The sequence below is a fragment of the Nocardioides oleivorans genome, assembly GCF_004137255.1.
Lineage (GTDB): Bacteria > Actinomycetota > Actinomycetes > Propionibacteriales > Nocardioidaceae > Nocardioides > Nocardioides oleivorans.
This window is the reverse complement of sequence record NZ_SDWT01000001.1, coordinates 2,458,087-2,481,461: the sequence shown is the minus strand read 5'-3', so window position 1 is coordinate 2,481,461 and position 23,375 is coordinate 2,458,087. Positions and strand designations below refer to the sequence as shown.

At 72.2% G+C, this 23,375-nt stretch carries 24 protein-coding genes; 11 read left to right on the top strand and 13 right to left on the bottom strand.

Annotated elements, in window-relative coordinates; all coding sequences use genetic code 11:
* Window positions 1–2: 2 nt before the first annotated feature.
* A complete protein-coding gene (locus EUA93_RS11840) occupies window positions 3–1,283 on the bottom strand; it encodes an ABC transporter substrate-binding protein (protein ID WP_129400319.1) in 1,281 nt (426 codons plus the stop codon).
* A 215-nt stretch (window positions 1,284–1,498) separates the two neighbouring features.
* Here EUA93_RS11840 and EUA93_RS11835 point away from each other — a divergent pair, with 215 nt between their 5' ends.
* Genes EUA93_RS11835 through EUA93_RS11825 form a run of 3 tightly spaced genes read left to right on the top strand, consistent with a single transcriptional unit; the run spans window position 1,499 to window position 6,452 of the window.
* A complete protein-coding gene (locus tag EUA93_RS11835; RefSeq protein ID WP_129400318.1) occupies window positions 1,499–3,520 on the top strand; it encodes a beta-galactosidase in 2,022 nt (673 codons plus the stop codon).
* Window positions 3,520–4,329 (top strand): DeoR/GlpR family DNA-binding transcription regulator, encoded by an 810-nt coding sequence (locus EUA93_RS11830; protein WP_129400317.1) that lies wholly within the window; start codon window positions 3,520–3,522, stop codon window positions 4,327–4,329. Before EUA93_RS11835 ends, EUA93_RS11830 begins: the two co-directional genes overlap by 1 nt.
* Window positions 4,326–6,452 carry an alpha-galactosidase gene (locus EUA93_RS11825; protein ID WP_129400316.1) on the top strand — a complete coding sequence of 709 codons (2,127 nt, stop codon included), beginning with the start codon at window positions 4,326–4,328 and terminating at the stop codon, window positions 6,450–6,452. The genes EUA93_RS11830 and EUA93_RS11825 overlap by 4 nt, the downstream gene beginning before the upstream one ends.
* A 17-nt stretch (window positions 6,453–6,469) precedes the next feature.
* Here EUA93_RS11825 and EUA93_RS11820 read toward each other — a convergent pair whose 3' ends face one another.
* Window positions 6,470–6,712 (bottom strand): hypothetical protein, encoded by a 243-nt coding sequence (locus EUA93_RS11820; protein WP_129400315.1) that lies wholly within the window; start codon window positions 6,710–6,712, stop codon window positions 6,470–6,472.
* Window positions 6,713–6,749: 37 nt separating this feature from the next.
* The gene (mca, locus tag EUA93_RS11815) at window positions 6,750–7,649 is read right to left on the bottom strand and encodes a mycothiol conjugate amidase Mca (protein WP_129400314.1); all 900 of its coding nucleotides are present in this window, start codon (window positions 7,647–7,649) and stop codon (window positions 6,750–6,752) included.
* Window positions 7,650–7,686: 37 nt separating this feature from the next.
* Between mca and EUA93_RS11810 the strand changes: the two genes are divergently transcribed.
* Window positions 7,687–8,076, top strand: coding sequence for a DUF4307 domain-containing protein (locus tag EUA93_RS11810; protein ID WP_129400313.1), 390 nt, complete (start codon window positions 7,687–7,689; stop codon window positions 8,074–8,076).
* A gap of 197 nt (window positions 8,077–8,273) precedes the next feature.
* Window positions 8,274–8,765, top strand: coding sequence for a transcription elongation factor GreA (gene greA, locus EUA93_RS11805; RefSeq protein ID WP_129400312.1), 492 nt, complete (start codon window positions 8,274–8,276; stop codon window positions 8,763–8,765).
* Between the two features lie 108 nt (window positions 8,766–8,873).
* Here the strand turns inward: greA and ilvA are convergent, their stop codons facing one another.
* From ilvA to EUA93_RS11775, 6 genes are all read right to left on the bottom strand, one after another.
* Window positions 8,874–10,049, bottom strand: coding sequence for a threonine ammonia-lyase (gene ilvA, locus EUA93_RS11800; RefSeq protein ID WP_338036349.1), 1,176 nt, complete (start codon window positions 10,047–10,049; stop codon window positions 8,874–8,876).
* A gap of 38 nt (window positions 10,050–10,087) precedes the next feature.
* Window positions 10,088–11,470 (bottom strand): AI-2E family transporter, encoded by a 1,383-nt coding sequence (locus EUA93_RS11795; RefSeq protein WP_242497336.1) that lies wholly within the window; start codon window positions 11,468–11,470, stop codon window positions 10,088–10,090.
* A gap of 9 nt (window positions 11,471–11,479) precedes the next feature.
* Window positions 11,480–12,880: a glutamate mutase L gene (locus EUA93_RS11790; protein ID WP_242497335.1), complete on the bottom strand. Its 1,401-nt coding sequence runs from the start codon at window positions 12,878–12,880 to the stop codon at window positions 11,480–11,482.
* Window positions 12,877–13,200 (bottom strand): YidH family protein, encoded by a 324-nt coding sequence (locus EUA93_RS11785; protein ID WP_129400310.1) that lies wholly within the window; start codon window positions 13,198–13,200, stop codon window positions 12,877–12,879. The genes EUA93_RS11790 and EUA93_RS11785 overlap by 4 nt, the downstream gene beginning before the upstream one ends.
* Window positions 13,201–13,242: 42 nt before the next feature.
* Window positions 13,243–14,403 (bottom strand): cystathionine gamma-synthase, encoded by a 1,161-nt coding sequence (locus EUA93_RS11780; RefSeq protein ID WP_129400309.1) that lies wholly within the window; start codon window positions 14,401–14,403, stop codon window positions 13,243–13,245.
* Between the two features lie 85 nt (window positions 14,404–14,488).
* On the bottom strand, window positions 14,489–15,250 hold the full coding sequence (locus EUA93_RS11775; protein ID WP_129400308.1) for a hypothetical protein: 762 nt from the start codon (window positions 15,248–15,250) through the stop codon (window positions 14,489–14,491).
* A gap of 146 nt (window positions 15,251–15,396) precedes the next feature.
* Between EUA93_RS11775 and msrA the strand changes: the two genes are divergently transcribed.
* Window positions 15,397–16,047: a peptide-methionine (S)-S-oxide reductase MsrA gene (gene msrA, locus EUA93_RS11770; RefSeq protein WP_129400307.1), complete on the top strand. Its 651-nt coding sequence runs from the start codon at window positions 15,397–15,399 to the stop codon at window positions 16,045–16,047.
* A gap of 125 nt (window positions 16,048–16,172) precedes the next feature.
* On the opposite strand, the gene EUA93_RS11765 is transcribed toward msrA, so the two are convergent.
* Window positions 16,173–17,039: a PfkB family carbohydrate kinase gene (locus tag EUA93_RS11765; protein ID WP_165355139.1), complete on the bottom strand. Its 867-nt coding sequence runs from the start codon at window positions 17,037–17,039 to the stop codon at window positions 16,173–16,175.
* Entirely contained in the window at window positions 17,036–17,464 is a 429-nt protein-coding gene (locus EUA93_RS11760) for a MarR family winged helix-turn-helix transcriptional regulator (RefSeq protein WP_129400305.1), read from the bottom strand. Before EUA93_RS11760 ends, EUA93_RS11765 begins: the two co-directional genes overlap by 4 nt.
* 67 nt (window positions 17,465–17,531) lie before the next feature.
* On the opposite strand from EUA93_RS11760, the gene EUA93_RS11755 reads away from it, so the two are divergent.
* The 5 genes from EUA93_RS11755 (at window position 17,532) to EUA93_RS11735 (ending at window position 21,582) form a co-directional block, all read left to right on the top strand.
* Entirely contained in the window at window positions 17,532–18,452 is a 921-nt protein-coding gene (locus EUA93_RS11755; protein WP_129400304.1) for an SDR family NAD(P)-dependent oxidoreductase, read from the top strand.
* Between the two features lie 125 nt (window positions 18,453–18,577).
* Window positions 18,578–19,252: a DUF899 family protein gene (locus tag EUA93_RS11750; protein WP_129400303.1), complete on the top strand. Its 675-nt coding sequence runs from the start codon at window positions 18,578–18,580 to the stop codon at window positions 19,250–19,252.
* 99 nt (window positions 19,253–19,351) lie between these two features.
* A complete protein-coding gene (locus tag EUA93_RS11745; protein WP_129400302.1) occupies window positions 19,352–20,338 on the top strand; it encodes an aldo/keto reductase in 987 nt (328 codons plus the stop codon).
* A gap of 42 nt (window positions 20,339–20,380) precedes the next feature.
* The gene (locus EUA93_RS11740; RefSeq protein ID WP_420819068.1) at window positions 20,381–20,755 is read left to right on the top strand and encodes an ArsR/SmtB family transcription factor; all 375 of its coding nucleotides are present in this window, start codon (window positions 20,381–20,383) and stop codon (window positions 20,753–20,755) included.
* Entirely contained in the window at window positions 20,752–21,582 is an 831-nt protein-coding gene (locus EUA93_RS11735; protein WP_129400301.1) for a cation diffusion facilitator family transporter, read from the top strand. The genes EUA93_RS11740 and EUA93_RS11735 overlap by 4 nt, the downstream gene beginning before the upstream one ends.
* On the opposite strand, the gene EUA93_RS11730 is transcribed toward EUA93_RS11735, so the two are convergent.
* Window positions 21,529–22,584: a sulfate/molybdate ABC transporter ATP-binding protein gene (locus tag EUA93_RS11730; RefSeq protein WP_129400300.1), complete on the bottom strand. Its 1,056-nt coding sequence runs from the start codon at window positions 22,582–22,584 to the stop codon at window positions 21,529–21,531. The genes EUA93_RS11735 and EUA93_RS11730 overlap by 54 nt on opposite strands.
* Window positions 22,581–23,375, bottom strand: coding sequence for an ABC transporter permease (locus EUA93_RS11725; RefSeq protein ID WP_129400299.1), 795 nt, complete (start codon window positions 23,373–23,375; stop codon window positions 22,581–22,583). Before EUA93_RS11725 ends, EUA93_RS11730 begins: the two co-directional genes overlap by 4 nt.

The following is a 23,375-nucleotide window of genomic DNA, read 5'->3' as shown; positions in this document are numbered from 1 at the left end:
GCTCAGCCGAAGATCGAGTTGGCCTGCTCCTGGATGCTGGAGGTGACCCCGTCGATGTCGTCGGGGTCCTTCAGGAAGGCCTGGATGGACGGGATCATCACCGTGTTGGCGAAGTCGGCGTTGGTGTCGCGATCCATGAACTGGGCGATGTTGGCCGCAGCACCCACGACCTCCGCGGACTTCTTCTGCAGGTCGCTGTAGGTCGAGGTGCTGGCGCCGTCGTTGGCGGCGATGAACGGCGCGTCCGCGTTGTTGTTGCCCGCGTCGGCGGCGGCGGCGCTGCCGAGCCACTTCGCCATCGCCTTGCCGGCCTCCTGGTTCTTGCCGGCCGCGGCGACGCAGAAGCCGTCGATGGGTGCGTCGAGCGCGTCGGACCCGATCGAGGAGTCGAGCTCGGGGAAGGTGAAGAAGTCGAGGTCCTCGCCGTTCTCACCGAGGGCGTCCACCACGAAGGTGCCGAGGAGGTACATCCCGCACTCGCCCTTGCCCATCGAGGTCGCGGCCTCCTGCCAGGTGCGGCCCAGCGGGTCCTCCTGGTGGTAGGGCAGCAGCTTGCGCCAGGTGTCGAAGACGCCCTTGACCTCGTCGCCGTCCCAGGCCTCGTCCCCGGCCATCAGGCTCATGTGGAAGTCGAAGCCGTTGAGCCGCATGTTGAGGATGTCGAAGGTGCCCATCGCGGGCCACCCGTCCTTGTCGCCGAAGGCGAACGGGGTGACGCCCTTGCCCTGCATGTCGTCCATCAGGGCCATGAAGTCGTCGTTGGTGGTCGGCGCGGTCCAGCCGTTCTTCTCGAAGACCGACTTGCGGTAGAAGACCGCCCACGGGTAGTAGCTGATCGGCACGAAGTACTGCTTGCCGTCCGACGCGGTGGCCGCCTGCTTGAACGAGTCGCCGAGCCCGTCGATCGGCCACTCCTCGCTGAGGTCGGTGATCAGCCCGTTCTCGGCGAACTGCGACATCCGGAAGCCGGCGAACCAGGTGAAGACGTCGTCGGGCGTGCCCTGGAGGTAGGTGTTGATGCTCTCCTGGAACGTGTTGTGGTCGACCGCGTTGAGCGCGACCTTGGTGCCGGACTCCTTCGCGTAGGCCTCGCCGATCGCCTTGAGGCGGTCGTAGGCGGCACCGGTCCCCTCCGCCTCGTTGATGCCGAACTTCACCGATGCCCCCGCACCGGACGCCGCGCCGCCCTCGTCGCCACCGCATGCGGCGAGCAGGTTGGCGCCTCCGACGGCGAGGCCGCTGAGCGCCATGCCGCGCATCACCGAGCGACGCGTCGCCGACATGGTGGCCACGGTGGACCGGGGAACGGCGCTGGAACGAGAACGGGACACGAGGGCCTCCAGAGGACAAAAACCAACAGGGACCGACAGCATGTGACGATCAACACAGCCCCGTCAAGCCTCGTTCGGTCACATTTCGGACCAGATCGAACACTTCCGAACTCTTTTCCACCCTCTGGCCGTTGACTTTGTCGTGTGAGGGTCGCCACAGTTGCGGCATGCCGACTCCCCTGCCAGCGCTGGCCTTCGGTGGCGACTACAACCCCGAGCAGTGGTCCCGCGAGGCCCATGTCGAGGACCGCGCCCTGATGCGGGACGCGGGCGTCGACCTCGTCACCCTCGGCGTCTTCTCGTGGGCCTGGCTGCAACCCGGGCCGGACCAGTGGGACTTCGGCTGGCTCGACGAGCAGATGGACGAGCTGCACGCGGCCGGCGTCCGGGTGGACCTCGCCACCGCGACAGCGTCCCCGCCCCCGTGGCTGGCCCGCCGGCACCCGGAGATCCTCCCGGTGACGCACGACGGCACCACCTTGTGGCCGGGCGGCCGGCAGGCCTTCTGCCCCAGCTCCCCGGTCTACCGCGAGCACGCGCTGGCGCTGTGCACCGCACTCGCCGAGCGCTACCGCGACCACCCCGCACTGGCTCTGTGGCACGTCTCCAACGAGCTCGGCTGCCACAACGCCCGCTGCTACTGCGACGTGAGCGCGGCGGCGTTCCGCACCTGGCTGCGCCGGACGTACGACGACGACGTGGCACGCCTCAACGACGCCTGGGGCACCGCCTTCTGGTCGCAGCGCTACGACGACTTCGAGCAGGTGCTGCCGCCCCGGTCGGCCCCGACCCACGCCAACCCCACCCAGCAGCTCGACTTCCTGCGCTTCTCCTCCGACCAGCTGCTCGACAACTTCGTCGTCGAGCGCGACGTGCTGCACCGCCTCTCCCCCGGCGTGCCGGTGACGACCAACTTCATGGTCATGCGCCAGACGATGGAGATGGACTACCTGCGCTGGGGACGCGAGCTCGACATCGTGTCCAACGACCACTACCTGATCTCCGCGGAGCCGACCGGCCACCGTGAGCTGGCCTTCAGCGCCGACCTCACCCGGGGCACGGCCGACGGGAAGCCGTGGCTGCTGATGGAGCACTCGACCAGCGCGGTGAACTGGCAGCCGCGCAACCGGGCCAAGGTGGACGGCGAGATGATCCGCAACTCGATGACCCACGTCGCCCGAGGCGCCGATGCCGTCCTGTTCTTCCAGTGGCGTGCCTCGCGCGCCGGGGCCGAGAAGTTCCACTCCGGGCTGCTCCCCCACGCCGGCACCGACACCCGCCAGTGGCGCGAGGTCGTCGAGCTGTCACGCACCCTCGACGCGATCGAGGAGGTCGCGGGCAGCACTGCGCGCAACCGGGCCGCGATCCTCTTCGACTACGAGGCCTGGTGGGGCTGCGAGCTCGACTCGCACCCCAGCGTCGACGTGCGCTACCGCGACCGCGCCGAGGACCTGCACCGCTCGCTCTCGGCCCACGGGGTCGGGGTCGACGTCGTCCACCCCAGCACCGACCTGACGGGCTACGACCTCGTCGTCGTGCCGACCCTCTACCTCGCCTCCGACGCGACCGTCGCCGCCATCACGGCGGCGGCCGAGGCCGGGGCGACGGTCGTGATCACCTACTTCAGCGGGATCGTCGACGAGCACGACCACATCCGCCTCGGCGGATATCCCGGCGGTTTCCGCGACCTGCTCGGCGTGCGCAGCACCGAGTTCCTCCCGCTGATGGAGGGCGAGCAGGTCCGCGTCGAGGGCCTGGGCGACGGCGCGGTCGTCGCCGACGTGTGGGCCGAGGACCTCGAGCTGACGGGTGCGGAGGCGGTGGCGTCGTACGTCGACGGGCCCGCGGCGGGCGTGCCTGCCATCACCCGGCGCACCGTCGGCTCCGGCGCCGCGTGGTACGTCGCCACCCGCCTCGACGAGTCCGGCACCGACCGGCTCGTGGCGCAGGTGGTCGCCGAGGCCGGGCTCGAGCGGCTGCCCGGGGCGTCCGCCACGGTCGAGGTCACCCGCCGCGTGGGTGAGGAGGCGAGCTGGCTCTTCGTGATCAACCACGACACCGGTCCGGCCTCCGTCCCGGTCCACGGCGTCGAGCTCGTCAGCGGGCAGGAGGCGGCGGGCGACCTGGTCGTGCCGGCCGGTGGTGTCGCCGTGGTCCGCGAGGTCGCCACGCCTGGTCGGAGCGCCTGATGCTCGCCGCGCAGAGGCGGAGCCGGATCCTGGCCGAGCTCAGCCGCGACGGCACCGTGCGGGTCACCGACCTCGTCGAGCTGCTCGGGGTCTCCGACATGACCGTGCGCCGCGACCTCGTCGCGCTGCACCGCGACGGCCTGCTCGAGAAGGTCCACGGCGGGGCGCTCGCCGTGGCCGAGCCGTCGTCGTCCGAGCCGGGGTTCGCCGCCAAGTCCGTGCAGCTGCGCCAGGAGAAGGAGGCGATCGCCGCCGCCGCAGCGTCGCTCGTGCACACCGGCATGGCCATCGCCGTCTCCGCCGGCACCACGACCCACGCACTCACCGAGCACATCGCCCGCATCCCGAACCTCACGGTCGTCACCAACTCCGTGTGGGTCGCCGACGTGCTGCACCGCACCGGCGACGCCACCACCTCGGTGCTGCTCACCGGCGGGCTCCGCACCCCCTCGGACGCACTGGTCGGTCCGGTGGCGGTCTCGTCGCTGCGCACCCTGCACGTCGACGCGTTCTTCATGGGGGTGCACGGCATGGACCTGCGCGCGGGGTTCAGCACCCCCAACCTCCTGGAGAGCGAGACCAACCGCGCGATGATCGAGCGCTCACGCCGGCTCATCGTGCTCGCCGACTCCAGCAAGTGGGGGGTCGTCGGGCTCAGCAGCATGGCCGGGCTCTCGGAGGCAGCCGTGCTGGTCACCGACTCCGGGCTCTCGGCGCACGCCAGCGGCGCGCTCGCCGACCACGTCGGCGAGCTGGTGGTCGTCGACCCCGCCGACATGGACGACCTCGACACCGTGGAGGACGCATGAGCGCGTCGGTCCCCCTGCACCTCTCACGGTCGGGCGTCAGCCTCGTCGTCGGTCGGGACGACTCCGGCATCCCGGTGGTCCTCCACTGGGGCGCGGGCCTCGGCGACGTCGACGACGCCACGCTGGTCGCGCTCGAGACCGCGCGCCGACCGGGCGTCTCGCGATCGTCGTACGACCTCTCCCGCCGCACCGGGCTCGTCCCCGACGGCACACGCGGGTTCACCGGCACCCCCGGCCTGGCCGGCCACCGCGTCGGCGGCGACGCCCCCGCGGCGGCCCCCAGCCTGGTCGGGTGGACCGTCGAGCCCGAGGGCGACACCCTCAGCTGCAGCTCGACGGACGAGGAGGCCGGGTGGCGCGTCGACGTCGACCTGGCCCTCGACGAGGGTGGCCTCCTGCACGCCCGCACGAGCGTGACCAACACCGCCGACGGCCACCTGCACCTGTCCGCCGTCCTCACCGCGCTCCCGGTGGGTGCCCACGCCACCGAGCTCCTCGACCTCACCGGTCGCTGGTGCAAGGAACGGACCCCGCAGCGGCACCGGTGGGTGCAGGGCACCCACCGACGCGACGCCCGCCACGGTCGTACGGGCCACGACGCCACCCTGCTCCTGGTCGCCGGCACGCCCGGCTTCTCCTTCGGCGCCGGCGAGACGTGGGCCGTCCACACCGCGTGGAGCGGCAACCACACCCACTACGCCGAGCGCACGCCCGAGGGCGACTGCCTGCTCGGTGGCGGCGAGCTGCTGGCGCCCGGGGAGGTCGTCCTCGCACCCGGCGAGACCTACCGCTCGCCCGAGCTGCTCGGTTCCTGGTCGCCGTCGGGCCTCGACCCGCTCAGCCACCGCTTCCACGCCCACCTCCGCGCGATCACGCCGCGCGCCCGCACGGAGCGACCCGTCATCGCCAACACCTGGGAGGCGGTCTACTTCGACCAGTCCCTCGAGCGCCTCGCCGAGCTCGCCGACGTCGCGGCGTCCGTCGGCGTGGAGCGGTTCGTGCTCGACGACGGCTGGTTCCTCGGCCGGCGCGACGACACCACGGCGCTCGGCGACTGGACCGTCGACCCCGACGTGTGGCCCCGGGGCCTCGGGCCCCTGGTCGAGCACGTCACCGGGCGCGGCATGCAGTTCGGCCTCTGGGTCGAGCCGGAGATGGTCAGCCCCGACTCCGAGACCGCGCGACAGCACCCCGAGCGGGTGCTCCGCGGGCGAGCGGCCGCGCCACCCGCCTGGCGGCGCCAGCAGGTGCTCGACCTCCAGGACGAGGCGGCGTACGCCGACCTGCGCGACGCGCTCCTGGCGCTGCTCGGCGACCTCGACATCGCCTACCTCAAGTGGGACCACAACCGCGACCTCACCGACGTCACCCACGACGGACGGCCGGCGGTCCACGGCCAGACCCTGGCGACCTACGCGCTGCTCGACGAGCTGCGCGCGGCCCACCCCACGCTCGAGATCGAGTCGTGCTCGTCGGGCGGTGCCCGGGTCGACGCCGGCGTGCTGGCGCGCACCGACCGGGTCTGGGCCAGCGACACCAACGACCCCCTCGAGCGCCAGCACCTCCAGCGCTGGACCTCGCTCCTGGTGCCGCCGGAGCTGGTGGGCGCGCACGTCGGACCTCCGACCTCGCACACCACCGAGCGGACGCACACCCTGCGCTACCGCGCGGCCACCGCCCTGCTGCACCACTTCGGGATCGAGTGGGACATGACCGGGCTCGACGCGACGGCCCTGGCCGAGCTGGCGTCGTGGATCGAGCTGCACAAGCGCGTCCGGCCCCTCATCGGCACCGGCACCCTGGTGCACCCGGACCACGCCGACCCCGCCGTGCTCGTCACCGGCGTCGTCGCCGCGGACCGCAGCGAGGGGTGGTACGTCGTCGCGACCGTCGCCTCCACCGACACCCAGCACCCCGCGGCGCTGCGGCTGACCGGGCTCGACCCGGACCGCCACTACCGCCTCACCGAGGAGCTGCCCCCCGTCGCCGGTGGCGCCGACCTCACCGACGGCTGGTCAGCCTCCGGTGCCACGCTCACCGGTCGGGTGCTGGCCGTCGCCGGCGTCGCGCTGCCGGTCCTCCACCCGGAGGAGGCGCGGGTGCTGCGGGTGCACGCCGTCTGAGCGGCGCGCGTCCGGGCTCACCGCTCGTCGGCGGTGTCGGCCCTCTCGCTCGTCCCCGTGGTGTCGACCGGCTCGTCGCCGTAGACGCCGGCGTCCTTCGCGGCCTGGGCCTTGCGCAGCTGCTTGACGAGGCTGAAGCCGATCACGACGACGGCGAGGATCATGCCGATCCAGATCGCGAACGCGATCGGTCCGGCGACGACGTCGTTGTCGGCGGGCGTCGGGTCGTCGACGGCGAGGACGATCAGCAGGTCGAGCATGGGGCCAGTCTCCCACCTCGGACCACGTCGTGGGATGTCAGGGTGCGGGGGTCGCGATCCCGGCGAACAGGTCGTCCTCCGGCAGCGTGCTCTGCACGGTCGACTCGACCAGCTCGTAGTCCTCGGTGGGCCACACCCGCTGCTGGATCTCCCGCGGGATGGCGAACCACATGCCGTCGGGATCGATCTGCGTCGCGTGGGCCAGCAGGGCCTGGTCGCGGACGCCGAAGAAGTCTCCGCACGGCACCTTGGTGGTGATCCGGTCGTCCCATTCAGGCTCGCGCTCCCACTTCTCGAGTCGCTCGGCGTAGGGCGACTCCAGGCCGTGGTCGACCATGGCCTGGTGCAGGGCGTTGGTCTTCTCCCAGCTCCAGCCGTGGTGGTAGTAGAGCTTCATCGGCTGCCACGGCTCGCCCGCGTCGGGGAACCGCTCCGGGTCGCCGGCCGCGTGGTAGGCGGCGACGGAGACCTCGTGGCAACGGATGTGGTCGGGGTGGGGGTAGCCGCCGCGCTCGTCGTACGTCGTCATCACGTGCGGGCGGAACTCGCGGATCAGCCGCACCAGGCGCTCGGTCGACTCCTCGAGCGGGACCAGCGCGAAGCAGCCCTCCGGGAGCGGGGGCTTGGGGTCGCCCTCCGGCCACCCGGAATCGACGAAGCCGAGCCAGTCCTGGCGGATGCCGAGGATGTCGCGGGCGCGGTGCATCTCCTCGCGGCGGATCTCGCTGATGTTCTCCCAGACCTCGGGGCGGTCCATCTTGGCGTTGAGGACCGAGCCGCGCTCGCCGCCCGTGCACGTGACGACGTGGACGTCGACGCCCTCGGCGACGTACATCGCCGTCGACGCCGCCCCCTTGCTCGACTCGTCGTCGGGGTGGGCGTGGACGTGCATGAGTCGGAGACCGTCGGTGGAACGGTCGACGGGGGGCTGGGGCATGTGCACGATCCTAGGACGTGCGACTTAGGCTTCACCGGTGACCACCGACCTCGCCGACCGCTACGGCGCGCCCGCGCCCTGGCGCCGGCCCGTGGCCATCGGCGCCACCGCAGTGCTGGCCGTCGTGGGTCTCGTGTGGCTCGCGTGGGCGGCGTTCTTCCACGGCTCCCCCGAGGTGCGTTCGGAGCTCGTCTCGTTCGACATCGTCAGCAGCAGCGAGACCACCGCACGCGTCGACGTGCGCCTCGAGGGCGACGTGCAGGCCACCTGCCGGCTGCGGGCGCTCGCCGCGGACAAGACGGCCGTCGGCGAGGTCGCCTTCACCCCCACCAACGGCAACAACGACGTGGTGATCCGCACCGAGCGCGAGGCCACCGCGGTGGAGAAGCTCGGCTGCACGACACCCGACCAGCCCCGCCCCCGCTGAGCGTCGTACACACCCGGGAGAGCGCTCGACCTGCGCTTTTCGGCTGCTGTTGCTAGCCTGTTCATCTGCCCGTCCGGCAGCGCTGGCCCACGTCTGCGCCGCGCTGACCCTGATCGGACGGAAGAGATCCACCGACCGGATGCGGTTGCGCTGAGGCACATCCCCAGCGCAGGCGCACGTGAAGCAGGAGTACTGACATGACCGACCAGGGCACCATCTGGCTGACCCAGGAGGCCTACGACAAGCTGCAGGCCGAGCTCGACGACCTCCGGGGCCCCAAGCGCCAGGAGATCATCGAGAAGATCGCGGCCGCGCGCGACGAGGGCGACCTCAAGGAGAACAGCGGCTACCACGCCGCCAAGGACGACCAGGGCAAGCAGGAGGCCCGCGTCCGCCAGCTCGAGGACATGCTCCGGCGCGCGGAGGTCGGCGAGACGCCGGCCAACGACGGCATCGTCGAGCCCGGCATGGTCGTCACGGCGCGCATCGCCGGCGGCGACGAGGAGAAGTTCCTCCTCGGGGCCCGCGAGAACCTCTCCGAGGGCGACGAGCTCGACGTCTACTCCCCCCAGACGGCGCTCGGCGCCGCGATCAACGGCAAGTCGAAGGGCGACACGGTCTCCTACACCGCGCCCACCGGCAAGGAGTTCTCGGTCGAGATCGTCGACGCGGAGCCCTACCGGGCCTGAGCGCCCGGCTCGCTCCCCGGAGCGGTGCGTGAGGAGGACTCCCCGACGCGGGAATCCGTTTCATGCACCGCTTCTCCGCATTTCCCGACAGAGCAGGAGCACGACGCCTCAGTCGACGCGGTAGCCGCGCTCGCGGAGCCGGGCGAGCACCTGCTCGGCGTGCGGCTCGCCGCGGGTCTCGAGCTGGATCCGCACCTCGACCTCGTTGAGGGTCAGGGTGGGCGAGATCCGCTCGTGGGCGACCTCGAGCACGTTGGCGCCGGTCTCGCTGACGTCGGTCAGCAGAGCGGCCAGGCCGCCGGGGAGGTCGGGGATGAGGACGCGGAGGTAGAGGTAGCGCCCGGCGGCGGACAGCCCGTGGCGGATCACCTTGCTGAGCAGCAGCGGGTCGATGTTGCCGCCCGACAGCACCGCGACGGCCGGGGTCTCGAAGCCGGTCGGGTCGTCGAGGAGGGCGGCCACCGCGGCGGCGCCGGCGGGCTCGACGACCTGCTTGGCCCGCTCGACCAGCGCCAGCAGGGCGACCGACAGCGACTCCTCCGAGACCGTCACGACCTCGTCGACGTGGTCGCGCACGGCCGCGAAGGTGATGTCGCCGGGACGGCCGACCGCGATGCCGTCGGCCATCGTGCTCATCGACTCCAGCGGCACGGGCTGACCGGCCGCGAGCGAGCCGGGGAACGCGGCGGCCGCCTCGGCCTGCACCCCCACGACGCGTACGTCGGGGCGCAACGCCTTGATCGCGATCGCCACCCCGGCCAGCAGCCCGCCTCCGCCGGTGGGGACGAGCACGGTGCGGACGTCCGGGCACTGCTCGAGGACCTCGAGCCCGAGCGTGCCCTGGCCCGCGACGACGTCGACGTGGTCGAAGGGGTGGATCAGGACGGCGCCGGTCTCCTCGGCGAAGGCACGGGCGGCGGCGAGCGAGTCCTCGAGGTAGCGGCCGTGGAAGACGACGTCGGCGCCGTAGCCGCGGGTCGCCTTCTCCTTGGGGATCGGCGCACCCTCGGGCATGAACACCGTCGACCTGATGCCCAGCGTGGTCGCGGCGAGGGCGACCCCCTGCGCGTGGTTGCCCGCGGAGGCCGCGACGACGCCGTGCGCCCGCTCCTCCGGCGTGAGCCGCGAGATGCGGACGAACGCACCGCGTGACTTGAAGGAACCGGTGCGCTGGAGGTTCTCGCACTTGAGCGACACCGGGCCGCCGACGAGGGCCGAGAGCCACCGCGAGCTCTCGATGGGCGTCGTCACGACGTGGTCGCCCAGCACCTCGCGGGCGGCCATGATGTCGGCGAGCGTCACCGCCTCGGTCACCGCCTCGGTCACTTCTCGTCCTCCTCCTCCGGCGCGGCCGGGCCGGCCAGCGGGCTGTCGTCCTCGGGGATCAGGTCGCCCTCAGTGGGAGGTGGCGCGATGTCCTCCTCGAGCGCCTCCTCGTGGTCCTCCTCGCCGATGGAGGTGTAGCTCGCGAGGTGCTGGGCGACGGCGTTGCCGGCCGCCGCGAGGGGTACGGCGATGAGCGCGCCCGCGACGCCCGCCACGAGCACGCCGCAGCCGATCGCCACGATCACACCGAGCGGGTGCAGGGACACGAAGCGGCCCATCAGGAACGGCTGGAGGATGTGGCCCTCGATCTGCTGGACCAGGATCACGCCACCGAACATCAGCAGGGCGGTGAACGGGCCCTGGTCGACCAGCGCGACCAGGATGGCGACCGACCCGGCGACGGTGGCACCGATCATCGGCACGAAGGCGCCGAGGAACACCAGCACGCCGATCGCGACGACGAACGGAACACCGAGGATCGCCGCGACGATCATGATGCCGATCGCGTCGGCCAGCGCGACGATGACCGTCGCGCGGACGAACTGGGTGAGCGAGCGCCAGGCCACGCGGCCCGAGGCGTCGACCCGCTCGCGGCCGGCGCGCGGGGCGATGCGCACCATCCACGACCAGATGCGCTCACCGTCGGCGAGGAAGAAGTAGGTGGAGAAGAGCACGATGAAGAAGCCGGCGACCACGTGGCCGAGCGCCGTGCCGACCTCGGTCACCCGGGTCACCACACCGTCGGTGCCCGTGCTCTCGGTGATCGCGCCCTGCACCTGCTTGATGTAGCCGTCGAGCTGCGAGTCGGAGATCGAGAGGGGCCCGTTGCGCAGCCAGTCGCGGACCTGGCCCAGGCCCTGCACGACGGAGTCGGCGAGGTCGTTGGCGCCCTGCGCGACCTGCTGGCCGACGAAGGTGAGCAGCAGCGCCACCGAGGCGATGCCGACGATCATCACCACACCGGTGGCCGGACCACGCGGCAGCCCGGCACCGCGCAACGCGTTGACCAGCGGCGTGCAGAGCGCGGCGATCAGCAGGGCGATCGCGATCGGGAACGTGATGACCGCGAAGTAGGCCAGCAGCCACAGCACCCCGTAGGCCGCGGCCGCGATGATGATCAGGCGCCAGGACCAGGCGGCGGCGAGGTCGAGACCCCACGGCACCTGGGCGCGGCTGAAGTTCGACGGACCGGTGGTGAAGGTCGTCGGCTGCTCGACGCGGCGCTCGGCGCGCATCTGTGCCCACTGCGCGACGATGCGCTCGGTGAGCCGGTCCTCGTCGACGTCGCCGCGACCGATCAGGTCGAAGATCCGTCGCCGCCCCGTCTCCTCGTCGGATGGGGTGGCCTGCTCCGGATCCGGAGTGCGCTCGTCGCTCACCCGCCCACGTTAGCCGTCCCGGTGACCGAGCCTTCGCACCAGCCTGTGTGCCGTCACGCCGTGGTCGTGCGCGAGCAGCCCCGCGGCGGCCAGCACGTAGTCGACGTCGACGACGACCTTCGGGTCGCGCGGCAGCTGCCACCCGCCCTCGAAGGCGTCGCCCGTCGCCGGAAGCAGCACCCGGCGCACGGCATCGGGACCGCCGTGGCGCAGCACCCCACCCGAGCCGACCAGCAGGTCGACCTCGCGGAGGTCCTTGCCGCTGCGCTCCACCACGCGCCCCTCGGGGCTGACCACGACCTTGCTGCGACCGGCGTGCCGCTCCAGCGCGATCCGGACCGCGGCGGCCGCGATCTCGAGGTCCGCGTCCTGCTCCTCGGCCGAGTCGGGCAGGTAGTCCGGGTCAGCCCGGCGTCGTACGGCGGCCGCGTGCAGGTCGTCGCGACCCGCGGCCTCGACCGTCGAGATCGCCGACCACCGCATGCCGAGGTCGCCCTCGACGGTGCGGGTGACGGGCGTGGTGGCGACGACCTCGCGCGCCAGGCCCGAGTCCTCGGGGTCGAGCTCGACCACGCTGTGCACGTCGGTGGTGGCACCGCCGACGTCGACGACGACCACGTCGCCCGCGCCCGGGTGCTGGTCGTCGAGGCCCCGGGCGAGCAGCTCGACGCCGGTCAGCACGATGTCGGGGGTCGCGCCGCGGACCAGCTCGGTGAACGACCTCCCGTACGCGTCGGTGCGGCTGCTGAGGTGCTTGCCGCCGATCACGTGGCTGAGGAAGATCTCGCGGATCGCGCGGCGCGCGCTGTCGGGGGCGAGCACGCCGATGCGGGGCACGACGTTGTCGGCCAGCACGTGCGGCGTGCCCGAGCCGGCGAGCAGGTCGGCGACCAGCGGCTGCGACTCGATGTTGCCGGCGACCACCACCGGCCCGGCCCACGGCACGCGGGCGAGGAACGCCGCATCGCCCTCGAGGACCTCGGCGTTGCCGCCGTCGGTCCCGCCGACGAGCAGCACGACGTCGGGCTCGGCGGCCCGGAGGTCGGCGAGCTTGGCGTCGTCCAGGCCGCCGAACAGCACCAGCACGACCTTCCCGCCGCTCGACAGCGCGACCCGACGGCCGGCCTCCGCGGTGACGAGCTCCTCGTTGCCGACCACGGCGATCCGGAGCCCGCCGCCGGCCGACGAGCAGGCGAGCACGTCGGCGTCCTCGGCCCGGACGTCCTGGGCGACCAGCACGGCGACGCAGGCGTCGTACCCGTCGAGCACGTCGCCGTGGCCGCCGGCGTCCGGGAGCGTGGTCGGGTGGCTGGCGGTGGCGAGGAGGTCACCGCTCGCGAGGTCGACCAGCGCCGCCTTGGTGAAGGTCGACCCGAAGTCGACGCACACCACGCAGGAAGAGCCGCTCACACGACCACCGAGATGCCGGCGGCGATGATCACCACGATCACGGCGGCGGCCATCACGTGCACGGTGTTGCCCGTGGGCAGGTCATGGCCCTCACGGATCGCCCGCTCGGCCTGGCGGTAGCGCAGCCAGCCACCCGCCGAGGCGATCACCCCGGACGCGACGAGCAGCAGCCCGAGGAGCTTCTGGGGCCACGACGGGTCGAGCAGGTGGAACACCGCGAGCGATGCCGCGACCAGGCCGATGGCCGTCCGCTCGTAGGCGAGGAACGTGCGCTCGTTGGCGAGCGAGAACCGGATGTCGGTGTTCTGGGGAGCGGCCACGGCTCAGCCTCTCACCTCGACGCCGGTGATACGCAACGCCTGTCAGCCGAGCGCGCGGTCGAGGTCGGCGACGAGGTCGTCGGCGGTCTCGATGCCGACGCTGAGCCGGATCAGGTCGTCGGGGACCTCGAGGTCGGTGCCGGCAACGCTGGCGTGCGTCATCCGGCCCGGGTGCTCGATGAGCGACTCGACCCCGCCGAGCGACTCGCCGAGGGTGAAGACCTCTGCCCGCTCGCACACCGCGAGCGCGCGCTCGACGCCGCCGGCGACACGGAAGGAGATCATCCCGCCGAAGCGCTTCATCTGCCGGGCGGCGACCTCGTGTCCGGGGTGCGCGGCGAGGCCGGGGTAGATCACCTCGGTGACGCGCGGGTCGCCGTCGAGGAAGGCGACGACCGTCTCGGCGTTGTCGCAGTGGCGGTCCATGCGCACGCCGAGGGTCTTGAGGCCGCGGTGGGTGAGGAACGCGTCGAACGGTCCGGCGACGGCACCCATGGCGTTCTGGTGGAAGCCGACCTTGTCGGCGAGGTCGAGGTCGCGCACGACCACCGCTCCCCCGACGACGTCGCTGTGCCCACCGACGTACTTGGTCGTCGAGTGCACGACCACGTCGGCGCCGAGCGTGAGCGGCTGCTGGAGGTAGGGCGAGGCGAAGGTGTTGTCGACGACGAGCAGCGCGCCGGCGTCGTGGGCGACCGAGGCCAGCGCCTCGATGTCGCCGATGGTGAGCATCGGGTTGGTCGGCGTCTCGACCCACACGAGCTTGGTGCGACCGGGCTCGATCGCCGCGGCGACCGCCTCGGTGTCGGCGACCGGAGCGGCGCTGTAGGCGGTGCCCCAGAGCTTGGCGACCTTGTCGAAGAGTCGGAAGGTGCCACCGTAGGCGTCGTCCGGGATGACGACGTGGTCGCCGGGTGCGGTGAGGGCGCGGATGATCGCGTCCTCGGCAGCCAGTCCGGACGCGAAGGCGAACCCGCGCTCGCCGTCCTCGACCGCCGCGAGCGCGCCCTCGAGCGCCGTACGCGTGGGGTTGCCCGAGCGGCTGTACTCGTAGCCGCCGCGCAGGCCACCGACACCGTCCTGCTTGTAGGTGCTGCTGGCGTAGATGGGCGGGTTGACCGCCCCGGTCATCGCGTCGGGCTCGTAGCCGGCGTGGATCGCACGCGTCTCGAACCCGGTCTTGTTGGCGCGTTCCTGGGTCACGTGGCGAGGGTAGACCCCGGGCTCGCGAGCGCCAGAACGGCCGCCGCGTATGGGGCGCGGCGGCCGTTCCGTGCAGGTGTGCTGGTCAGCGGCCGTCGACGGCGCCCTGGGCCTTGCCCGGCGCGAAGCCCGCCCCGCCGGAAGCGAGGGTCGAGACGCCTACCGCCCAGCTCCCGTAGAGGAACACGTTGCCCGCCGCCCCCGCTGCGCTGCCGATGTAGGCGCCGAAGGGCGAGGACGCGTTGGCGGCTCCGCCCACGTTGTAGATCTGCGGCGATCCACCGTTGTTGTTGAGGGTGACGAAGACGCAGAGGTGTCCGGGCGACGCGCTCGGTGCAGCCGAGGTGCCGCTGCAGCCAGCCGGCACCGGGTCACCCACGTCGATCAGGTGCGCGGTCGGCGGCGTGGTCAGCGTGTGACCGAAGCTGATCTGGTTGCTCACGAGCGCCCCCGCCGCGGCAGCCGTGGTGCGCATCGAGAAGATGCCCCGGATCACCTGCGGCTTGACGGCGTACTTCGCGTCGGTCTCCGCCTTGGTGTACGACGATCCCGCGCCGGCGTACTTCGCGTCGGCCTCTGCCTTCGAGTAGGTCTCGGCCTTGCTGTAGCCCGAACCTGCGGTCTCGTAGCTGCCCTTGGCCTGGTACTTCGCGTCCGTCTCGGACTTCTTGTAGTAGCTCTTGTTCGCGAGCGGCTTGAGCTCCTTCTTCCAGATCTTCTTCCAGTTCGTCTCGAGCGCCTGGTTGACCTGTGCCCCGGCCGGCGTGATGGCCATCAGGCCACCCCCGACGAGCACTCCGAGCATGACGGCCACGATGAGCTGCCGGGCCGATCGACGTGAAGACATGGTGCGTTTCCTTTCCCCGCGCGGCCCGAGGTGGGCACGCAGGGATGAGGCTCCTCCCCTGTGACGGGGAGCACATCGGTGACAGCACGACGTCTAGTCCACGTAGTTCTACGTAGGCCTCTTGCGTGGCGAGCGACAATGGAGGCATGTTCGGATTCGGCAAGCCCACCACCCTGCCCACCGCCTCCGAGGCCCTGCCCGGCCGCTCGGAGTCGATGTGGAGCCTGGGCGACCACGTCGTCCTCGACGCACCCGTGATCACGCCCGACGCCCCCGCCGGCCACGAGGTCGCCATCCTCGGCCTCGGCTGCTTCTGGGGCGCGGAGGAGATCTACTGGCAGGTGCCGGGCGTGTGGTCGACGTCGGTCGGCTACGCCGGCGGCAGCACGCCGAACCCGACCTACGAGGAGGTGTGCAGCGGTCGCACCGGGCACACCGAGGCGGTCCGCGTGGTCTTCGACCCGTCCGTGGTGTCCTACGCCGACCTGCTCAAGAAGTTCTTCGAGATCCACGACCCGACCCAAGGCATGCGCCAGGGCAACGACGTCGGCACCCAGTACCGCTCCGCGATCTACTGGACCACGCCCGAGCAGGAGCAGACCGCGCGCGAGCTGACCAAGGTGTACGGCGACGAGCTCGCCCGCCGCGGCCTCGGCGAGATCACCACCGAGATCCGCCCCGCCTCCGAGACGCCGTACTTCTACGCAGAGGACCCGCACCAGCAGTACCTCGCCAAGAACCCCTTCGGCTACCGCTGCCACGCGAACACGGGAGTCAAGTTCCCCGCGATGTCGTGACAGGTGCGGGGGTGGCCCGTGGGCGCCACACGCTCTCCCACGGCCGGGCCTTCGCGATCGCCACGACCACGGAGCTCGTGGTCAGCCCGGACTGACCGGTGCCTGACGGGTCGGTCGCGTCTGCGTCACCGAGCACCGTGCCTCGACACCGCTCGCGCGCCCGCCTCCTGGCCGAGCCGGACGGCCTGCTCGAGCGTCGTTCCTCTCGCCAGTGCTGCCGCAAGCGTCCCGACGAAGGCGTCACCCGCACCGGTGGTGTCGGCGACGACGGACGCCGGCACCGCGTCGAACCACCGCGTCAGGTCCCCGCTCAGCGCGACTCCGTCCGAGCCGTGCGTGACCACGACCGACCTCGATCCGTGCGCGTGCCGCACGGCGTCGGCGAGGTCGGTGCCCGACAGCTCGGCGGCCTCCGGGCAGGCGTGGCGCGCCTCGTGCTCGTTGACCACGAGGGGATCGGCCACGGCGAGGCTCCGAGGCGCGAGCGGGAGCCACGGACCGTTGTTGACCACCACGCGGGGAGTGCCGGCGTCTGCCGCTGCACCGGCAGCAGCGTCGACGATGGCCTCGCCGGCCTCCGACGACAGCAGGAGGACGGACGCGGTCGTGGTGCTCACCTCGGCTCGGACACGCTCGGGGTCGAGGGTGGCGTTGGCTCCCCTGCCCACGACGATGGAGTTCTCGCCCGACGACACCACCACCACGAAGGCCGTGCCGGTCGGCGCGACGCCGCTCACCGTGATCGCGTCCGTGTCGACGCCCTCGGCCGCGAGCGCCTCCACCTGGGTGCGACCCGCGGGATCCTCGCCCACCGCACCGACGAGCCTCGCCGCGGCGCCGGCGCGCGCCACGGCGACGGCCTGGTTGGCTCCCTTGCCGCCGGTGGCGTGCGTGATCTGCTCGGCGACCACGGTCTCCCCGGGAGCGGCGAAGTGGGCGCTGCGGAAGGTCACGTCGGCATTGATCGACCCGATCACCAGCACGTCGGTCACGGCGCGCCTCGACCTGCTCGGAGCGCGTCGAGGACGGCGTCGAGCGCCGCGTCGTCGAGGTCGGCCAACGGGGAGTGACGGGCGACCTGCTCGACGACGGCAGCACGCGCGGCGACGCCGGCGTCGGTCAGGCCGAGGACACGCTGGCGCCGATCGGCCGTCGACCGGGTGCGGAACGCGAGGCCGCGGGTCTCCAGGTGCTGGCTGAGGAAGGTCACGTTGGAGGGTGCGCACCCCAGCTGCTCTGCCAGCGCCTTCATCGACGGCGGCGCCGCGGCCGGATCGACCAGCCACAGCAGGTGTGCGGTGGCAGGGGTCAGGCCGTGCTTGACGAGGAGCGGGGCCACCGCAGCGTCGGTGCGCGCGACGACGTCGTGCATGGCGAGCAGGACCTCGGCCTGTCGCTCGCGTCGTGACCGTCCCATGGTCCGGCAGCCTACCTCGATGCTTCACGACTTGAAGTTTCTCGTGTTTTCCTTCAATATTTGAAACATGTCAGAGATCACCCTGCACGACTCCCTCACCGGACGAACCGTCGCCGTGACCGGTGGCGCGTCCGGCATCGGCTACTTCGTGGCGGAGGACCTTGCGTGGCGAGGGGCGCGGATCGTGCTGGTGGCGCGGTCCGCGGCACGCGCGCGCACCGCTCGCGCGCTGCTCCCCCGTCCCGACACGCACCGGATCCTGACGATGGACCTGACCGACGCCGCGTCCGTGCGCAGCGCTGGGACGACTCTCGGCCAGGAGGCATCGCTCCACGCGCTGGTCCTCAACGCGGGAGTGATCGACGCACCCCGCGCCCGGACCACGGGGCCGTACGGCGTGGAGTGGACCGTGGCCGTCAACGCCCTCGCGCACCTCGAGCTGCTCGGCCCGGCGATGCCCGCGCTGGAGCGCGCCGGGACCGCGCGCGTGGTCAGCACCGGCAGCCTCCTCACCCGCCGGATCTCCTTCGACCGTGCCAACTGGCTGGGCCAGCGTGCCTACGAGCCGCGGACGGCCTACGCGATGTCCCGACACGTGGCAGAGATCCTCGGCTTCGAGCTCGGCCGCCGCCTGGCGGCCCTCGGATCGGCAGTGACGTCCGTCGTCGCCCACCCCGGCAGCGCCATCGACGTCCTCACCCCCGACAGGGAGGGCATCCACCACCGCGGGCCCGTCGTCCGCAGGCTCGCGACGGCGCTCGGCCCCGTGGTCGCTCCGATCGTCCACGGCAAGGACCGCGCGGCCCGTCCGGCGGCGGCTGCAGTCGCCGCCACCTCGCTGCCGCGCCTGGCCTACGTCGGTCCGCACCGGACCGCCGTCGGCCGGCCCGTCCTGGCCCAGCCCGTGCCCTCGACCGCGGACCCGCACCTCGGCGCCTGGCTGTGGGAGCGGGCCGAGGAGATCATCGGGCACCCGGTCCTGGCCTGACGCAGGGGCTCGGAGAGGGCCGATCGGCGGGCGGCCCACCACCGCCCCAGGGGTCTTCCCCTCCATGCAGCACCGCGGGAGGCTCGAGGTCCACGCCCCACGCCCCACGTCACGGAGGAGACCTCATGGACAAGCTCGACCAGCCCGCCGCCGCGCCCCCGGTGGCCGACCGCTCCACCTTCGACGCAGCGCTCGCCGAGCAGGTCGCCCGCGAGAAGGAGGTCACCCGGCTCGACGACCGGGTCTCCGCCGCGCGACGGCGGCTGCCGATGGTCGAGGTCGACGACTACACGTTCACCGGTCCCGACGGGCCCGTGAGGCTCACAGACCTGTTCGACGGCCGCTACCTGCTGATGGTCCAGAACGTCATGTTCGACCCGTCCTGGGACGCTGGCTGCCCGAGCTGCACCTGGGCCGTCGACAACCTCCCCGCCGACATGGACCGGGTCGCCGACGAGGGGATCGCCTTCGCGATGGTCGCGCAGGCTCCGATCGACAAGCTGGAGGCCTGGCGCGCGGAACGCGGCTGGGACCACACCTGGGTGTCGTCGTACGACACCACCTACCACTACGACTGGGGCTGGACCCGGACCGACGACGAGGGCAACGAGGGCCAGCTGCCGGGCTACTCCTACTACCTGCTGAAGGACGGCACGCCCTACCTCACCTACATGACCACCGCACGCGGCACGGAGGCGATCCTGCCGACCGCCCACATCATGGACCGCACCGTCTACGGACGGCAGCAGGACTGGGAGGACAGCCCCGAGGGCTGGCCCCAGTACCCCACGTACGGCTGACCGGCCGTGACATCCCCGAAGCCCGACCCGGAGCCCGACCCGAGGCCTGACCCGAGGCCTGACCCACGGCGCATCGCCGCCACGAGAGGACGTACCCGCATGAGCACACGCGTACTGAGCCAGGGCCTCGAGGTCTCCGCGCCCGGACTGGGGTGCATGGGCATGAGCCAGTCCTTCGGCCCGCGCCCGCCCCGCGACGAGATGATCTCCTTCCTGCGCGCCGCGGTGGACCGGGGTGTCACGTTCTTCGACACCGCCGAGGTCTACGGCCCGTTCCACAACGAGGAGCTCGTCGGCGAGGCCCTCCAGCCGGTGCGCGACCAGGTCGTCATCGCCACCAAGTTCGGCTTCGACCTCGACGCCGACGGCAACCAGGTCGGCGTCACGAGCCGACCCGACCGCATCCGCGCTGCCGTCGACGGCTCGTTGCGGCGACTGCGTACGGACTCCATCGACCTCCTCTACCAGCACCGCGTCGACCCCGACGTCCCCATCGAGGACGTCGCCGGCACCGTCAAGGAGCTCATCGAGGCCGGGAAGGTCCGCCACTTCGGCATGTCCGAGGCCGGAGTCGGCACCATCCGGCGCGCCCACGCCGTGCAGCCCGTCACCGCGCTGCAGAGCGAGTACTCCCTCTTCTGGCGCGAGCCCGAGGACGAGATCCTCCCCGCCCTCGAGGAGCTGGGCATCGGGTTCGTCCCGTTCAGCCCGCTCGGCCGCGGCTTCCTCACCGGTCAGGTGACGGCCGCGACCGAGTTCGGCGAGGGCGACATCCGCGCCAACCTGCCCCGGTTCGAGCGCGAGGCGCTCGAGGCCAACCTCGCCCTGGTCGACCGCATCACGGTCGTCGCCGACCGGCTCGGCGCCACCGTCGGTCAGGTCGCGCTCGCGTGGCTGCTCGCCCAGCAGCCGTGGATCGTGCCCATCCCCGGCACCCGCCGGCTGGAGCGCCTCGACGAGAACCTCGGCTCCGCCGACCTCGAGCTGGACGCCGAGGACCTCGACGAGCTCGACCACGCCTCGCGCTCGGTGAAGGTCCAGGGCGATCGCTACCCGGAGGCCATGCAGCGGATGATCGACCGCTGAGACGTGGTGGCGCGGTCCGCATCCGTGTGACAACATCGGCGAATGCCGATGACAGAGGTGCTTGCCGATGACCGACGGGCCGAGACCAGCGCGCTGACCGCGGCCGCGTGCCTGTTCCACGGGTTCAGCGACCGGTCCCGGCTGGCGATCGTGCAGCACCTCGTGCTGGGCGAGCACCGGGTGGTCGACCTGGTGCGCCACCTGGGGCTCGCCCAGTCGACCGTGTCGCAGCACCTGGCCTGCCTCGTCGACTGCGGCATCGCTCAGGTGCGACCGCAGGGCCGGGCGTCCCTCTACTCGCTCGCACACCCGGAGGCGACCATGGAGATGCTGTCTGGCGCGGAGAAGATGCTGGCCCTGACGGGCGACGCGGTGACCCTCTGCGGGACCTACGGCGTCGAGGCCGCCACCCGATGAGCAGCTCGACCGTCTCGGTCGCCGATCGGGCGCGGCTCGGCCGACGGGCGCAGCTGCTGGCCGCGGCGTCGGTGGCGTACAACCTCGTCGAGGCGGTCATCGCGATCACCGCCGGCGTGGTCGCCGGATCCGTGGCGCTGGTCGGCTTCGGCCTCGACTCCATCGTCGAGGTCTCGAGCGGCCTCATCATCCTGTGGCAGTTCCGCCACCGGCTCCCGGAGACGCGCGAGCGCCTCGCCTTACGGCTGATGGCGTTCTCGTTCTTCGCCCTCGCCGCCTACGTGTCCCTCGAGTCGGTGCGGGCGCTGCTGAGCGACCACGACCCGGAGCACTCCCCCGTCGGCATCGGCCTGGCGATCGCCTCGCTGGCGATCATGCCGTTCCTCTCCTGGGCGCAACGACGCACCGGGAGGGCGCTCGGGTCGAACGCGGTCGTGGCGGACTCGACGCAGACCCTGCTCTGCACCTACCTCTCGGCCGTCCTCCTGGTCGGGCTGGTGCTCAACGCAACGCTCGGGTGGTCCTGGGCCGATCCGGTCGCGGGGCTGGTGATCGCGGCCGTCGCCGTCAAGGAGGGGCGCGCGGCCTGGCGCGGCGAGGGTTGCTGCGGGGCCATCGGAACGGGCGGAACGGGCGGCACGGGTGGCGCGCAGGACGCGTGCGGGTGCGGCGACGACTGCTGCTCGCAGACCGGTGCGTACGACGTCTCGGCGGAGGCCGGCGGTGCGTCGCCGCTGCTGCAGGTCGGCAGTGTCGTCCGGGTCCGGAGGCCGTCAGATGGCGTAGACGAGGACCTCGTTGGCCTTGACGGTGAAGTAGACCCGTGACCCCGGCACGAGGTCGAGCTCGGCGGCCGACTGCGGCGTGACGTCGGCGGTGACCTCGTCGGTCCGGGCGCGGATCTGCCCGCTGTGGGGTTCGAGGTGGGTGATCGTCACGTCGAGCGCGTTGCGCGGGCTCCCGCCGGGACGCTCGAGGAAGATGCTCACCGCGTGGGGCGGGAAGACCGCGACGACGGGCCTCCCGTCCTCCGGCTGCGCGCCGGCGACGCGACCCTCGAGGCGGTGCCCGGACGGCGTGTCCACGCCACCGTCCACCCAGGTGCCGCTGAGCATGTTGAGACCGGCGAGCTGGGCGGTGAACGTGCTGCGCGGACGGGCCAGGACCTCCGAGGACGGACCGTGCTCGACGACCTTGCCGTCGTGGATCACCACCACCCGGTCCGCCAGCACGAGGGCGTCGAGCGGGTCGTGGGTGACCAGCAGGACGGTCCGGTCCTCGAGCACGCGTCGCAGGGTCTGGCGCAGGGCCGGCGTGACGGCGACGTCGAGTGCGGCCATCGGCTCGTCGAGGAGCAGGAGGCCGGGGTCGGAGGCCAGGGCGCGCGCGACAGCGGCGCGCTGGGCCTGCCCACCGGAGAGCTGGGCGGGCTTGCGGGCCGCCAGCTCCTCGATGCCGACCTCCGCGATCCAGTGGGAAGCTGCCTCCCGGGACGCCGCGCGCGACCGCCCTCGGCTCCGGGGGCCGAAGGCGACGTTGTCGAGGACGCTGAGGTGCGGGAAGAGCAGCGGCTCCTGGGCGAGCAGGGACACGTGCCGGTCGTGCGGAGGTACGTCGACGTCCCGCTCCGGGTGCCCCCGCACGGTCAGCGGGCGACCGTCGAGGCTGACCCGGCCCCGGTCGGGACGCAGCAGTCCGGCGGCGACTGCGAGCACGGTGGACTTCCCCGCCCCGTTGGGCCCCAGCAGCGCGACCGTCTCGCCGTTCCCGACCTCGAGGGAGACGTCGACGGACCGCTCGAGCACGGCTGCGTCGAAGTGGAGGCTCACAGGCTGCTCCCCCTGCCCTGCCGTGCGAACCCGATGACCAGCACGGCGACCAGGACCAGCACCAGGGAGAGGGCGACCGCCGCCTCGGCGTCGGTCTCGCGGCGCAGGTAGATCTCGAGCGGGAGCGTGCGGGTGACCCCCTGCAGGCTGCCCGCGAAGGTGATCGTGGCGCCGAACTCGCCCAGCGACCGGGCGAACGCCAGGACGGTGCCGGACACCAGGCCCGGCAGGACCAGCGGGAGGGTGACGCGGCGCAGGACCGTGGTGGGACGTGCGCCCAGCGACGCGGCCACCACCTCGTACTTCTGGCCGGCGGTCCGCAGCGCCCCCTCGAAGCTGACCACGAGGAAGGGCAGCGCGACGAAGGTCTGGGCGAGCACCACGGCCGTGGTGGAGAACGCGACCTGCACGCCCAGGACCTCGAACGACTCCCCCAGCAGTCCGCGCCGGCCGAAGGTGTAGAGCAACGCGATGCCGCCCACCACCGGCGGCAGGACCAGGGGAAGCAGGACCAAGGAACGCAGCAGGCCCTGGCCGCGGAACTCGGTCCGGGCGAGGACGAGCGCCATCGGGATCCCGAGCACCAGGCACAGCACCGTGCTCGTGGCGGAGGTGCGCAGGCTCAGCTGGAGCGCCTCCCGGGACGCCTCGGACGTGACCAGCTCGAAGAACCTGCTCCACGGCGTGCGCAGCACGATCGCCAGCAATGGCAGGAGCACGAAGCACGCTCCCGCCAGGGCGGGCAGGAAGATCCAGGTCGGTACGCCGACCCGGCCGCGGGAGCCGGTCAC

Excerpts from the sequence above, each read along its gene's own strand:
- EUA93_RS11745 (WP_129400302.1), top strand. The coding sequence starts at position 19,352 with ATGAGCACACGCGTACTGAGCCAGGGCCTCGAGGTCTCCGCGCCCGGA.
- EUA93_RS11755 (WP_129400304.1), top strand. The coding sequence starts at position 17,532 with ATGTCAGAGATCACCCTGCACGACTCCCTCACCGGACGAACCGTCGCC.
- EUA93_RS11760 (WP_129400305.1), bottom strand. The coding sequence starts at position 17,464 with ATGGGACGGTCACGACGCGAGCGACAGGCCGAGGTCCTGCTCGCCATG.
- EUA93_RS11775 (WP_129400308.1), bottom strand. The coding sequence starts at position 15,250 with ATGTCTTCACGTCGATCGGCCCGGCAGCTCATCGTGGCCGTCATGCTC.
- ilvA (WP_338036349.1), bottom strand. The coding sequence starts at position 10,049 with ATGGCCGCCCGCGAGGTGCTGGGCGACCACGTCGTGACGACGCCCATC.
- mca (WP_129400314.1), bottom strand. The coding sequence starts at position 7,649 with ATGCCCCAGCCCCCCGTCGACCGTTCCACCGACGGTCTCCGACTCATG.
- EUA93_RS11835 (WP_129400318.1), top strand. The coding sequence starts at position 1,499 with ATGCCGACTCCCCTGCCAGCGCTGGCCTTCGGTGGCGACTACAACCCC.
- msrA (WP_129400307.1), top strand. The coding sequence starts at position 15,397 with ATGTTCGGATTCGGCAAGCCCACCACCCTGCCCACCGCCTCCGAGGCC.
- EUA93_RS11735 (WP_129400301.1), top strand. The coding sequence starts at position 20,752 with ATGAGCAGCTCGACCGTCTCGGTCGCCGATCGGGCGCGGCTCGGCCGA.
- EUA93_RS11750 (WP_129400303.1), top strand. The coding sequence starts at position 18,578 with ATGGACAAGCTCGACCAGCCCGCCGCCGCGCCCCCGGTGGCCGACCGC.
- EUA93_RS11820 (WP_129400315.1), bottom strand. The coding sequence starts at position 6,712 with ATGCTCGACCTGCTGATCGTCCTCGCCGTCGACGACCCGACGCCCGCC.
- EUA93_RS11825 (WP_129400316.1), top strand. The coding sequence starts at position 4,326 with ATGAGCGCGTCGGTCCCCCTGCACCTCTCACGGTCGGGCGTCAGCCTC.
- EUA93_RS11840 (WP_129400319.1), bottom strand. The coding sequence starts at position 1,283 with ATGTCGGCGACGCGTCGCTCGGTGATGCGCGGCATGGCGCTCAGCGGC.
- EUA93_RS11830 (WP_129400317.1), top strand. The coding sequence starts at position 3,520 with ATGCTCGCCGCGCAGAGGCGGAGCCGGATCCTGGCCGAGCTCAGCCGC.
- greA (WP_129400312.1), top strand. The coding sequence starts at position 8,274 with ATGACCGACCAGGGCACCATCTGGCTGACCCAGGAGGCCTACGACAAG.
- EUA93_RS11740 (WP_420819068.1), top strand. The coding sequence starts at position 20,381 with ATGCCGATGACAGAGGTGCTTGCCGATGACCGACGGGCCGAGACCAGC.